A 1,694-nucleotide genomic window follows, 5' to 3' on the forward strand; every position below is an offset into this window, starting at 1 on the left:
CTAAAGGGGATAATATCATTATTTCGATATAAACTTGGCTTTTATGTTTCCAAAAAGAATTTGTTGATATATCAACAATTTTTTCAATGTAAAGGAAGCAGTGTGACAGCTTCTCGCTTTTACATGGGGCGAGACATAAGCCTCTTTTAGCGCGCCTATGATTTCTTTAGACTACCCGCATTTCCTAAAGGAGTCGATTATCCTTTCGCTCCAATCAATCCTTAGAAGAATAGAATAAAAATATCATTGCTTGAAAAATGAAAAATATAGTTCCCAATAGCCTAACTCTGATATATAGAGGACCAATAACATAGATTTACAAGGGTTATGAATAGTTAGGTTGCTTTAGTTTATGTTACAATAATGTACAGTACATAATCGTAGGGGGAATATAGCACTTATGAGCAAAAAGAAAAAATCTAATAATAATCAAACGTTTGCTATTTCGGTATTTATTGGAATAGTTGTTTTACTTGGAGCATTATTCTTTGTTTCTAAATTACAAGATAAGAAAAATGAAGAAGTGTACCCAACAATTGCGGGAGTAGATCAAGTGAAAGTTGATGGGTTTGACACGAATAATCAGCCGACATTCAGTAATAAAGACGCAAAAGTTGAAGTAGTTGAATTTGGAGATTATAAATGTCCAGTCTGTGCTGATTGGAATAAACTAGTTTTTCCACAACTTAAAGCAGATTATATTGACAGTGGTTTAATCAATTTCTCATTTATTAACTATCCATTTATTTCTAAAGATTCGAATTTAGCTGCACTTGCATCAGAAGTAGTTTATAAAACTCATAAAGATTCATTTTGGAAATTCCAAGAGCAAATCTATTTAAAACAAGAAGATGAAACGACTACTTGGGCTACACCAGATAAACTAGCAAGCATTGCAAAATCAGTTATTCCGAATTTAGATGAAAAACAATTTAAAAAAGATTTATACAAAAAAGAAGCAATGAAACAAGTTGCGAATGACATTGCCATTGCAAATCATTATGGTGTAAACGGTACTCCAACAATTTTTGTAAATGGTAAAGCGGTACAAGACCCTAGCTTAGAATCAATTAAAGCAGCTATTGATGCTGAAATGAACAAGTAAGTAGTAAAAGGTATGCGTTTAAAACGCATACCTTTCTTTTGTGAAAATGAAAATCAGCTTGATTACAATTTTTTCTTTACGCGTGCATCCGCTTGTGCTGAACGCTCTTGTGCCTCAATGTCTTCGTGATCCGCTAATTCTGCAGAATACTCAACATCAAGTCCGTCTGGCGTTATATTCTTATTAAACTTATTATTTGAATTATTTTTCTTCTTCAACTTAAAACCCCTCCGTTAATTTAATAAAAATAAATTACATATCGTGACTGCTATGTTTTTTCTGTCTAGTATGATTTTGGTTCTTTATTTTATGAGAACCACTTAATGGTTTTGGTTGTCCACTTTCATGATCAATTGGGCTATTTCTTTTTGATGATTTGTTTGTCATGTTTGTCACCTTCCTTTAAGAATAGCTTTAGTTGTAACAGAAAAAATATGCCATAATGAAATATTTACTAATTTTTAAATTGTAAGCGTTTTAATCATTTTTCCTAATAATTTTCGATAACCATTTTCCATATATATAAATAAATTAATGAAAGGGAGGTATTTATATGATTTAATTCATTCTTTAAAATTAGAAAATTAGA

3 protein-coding genes are annotated in these 1,694 nt (G+C 30.9%); 1 reads left to right on the top strand and 2 read right to left on the bottom strand.

Annotated elements, in window-relative coordinates; translation table 11 throughout:
• The first annotated feature begins 400 nt into the window (after positions 1 to 400).
• Positions 401 to 1,105: a DsbA family protein gene (locus COC46_RS15740; protein WP_098810769.1), complete on the top strand. Its 705-nt coding sequence runs from the start codon at positions 401 to 403 to the stop codon at positions 1,103 to 1,105.
• 62 nt (positions 1,106 to 1,167) lie between these two features.
• Here the strand turns inward: COC46_RS15740 and COC46_RS15745 are convergent, their stop codons facing one another.
• Together COC46_RS15745 and COC46_RS15750 are read right to left on the bottom strand one after the other, a co-directional pair.
• The gene (locus tag COC46_RS15745; RefSeq protein ID WP_098810771.1) at positions 1,168 to 1,323 is read right to left on the bottom strand and encodes a YfhD family protein; all 156 of its coding nucleotides are present in this window, start codon (positions 1,321 to 1,323) and stop codon (positions 1,168 to 1,170) included.
• A gap of 34 nt (positions 1,324 to 1,357) precedes the next feature.
• Positions 1,358 to 1,492, bottom strand: coding sequence for a small acid-soluble spore protein P (locus COC46_RS15750; RefSeq protein WP_098810774.1), 135 nt, complete (start codon positions 1,490 to 1,492; stop codon positions 1,358 to 1,360).
• Positions 1,493 to 1,694 lie beyond the last annotated feature (202 nt).

Origin of the sequence: Bacillus sp. AFS041924, assembly GCF_002577195.1 — a bacterium.
Classification (GTDB): domain Bacteria; phylum Bacillota; class Bacilli; order Bacillales; family Bacillaceae_G; genus Gottfriedia.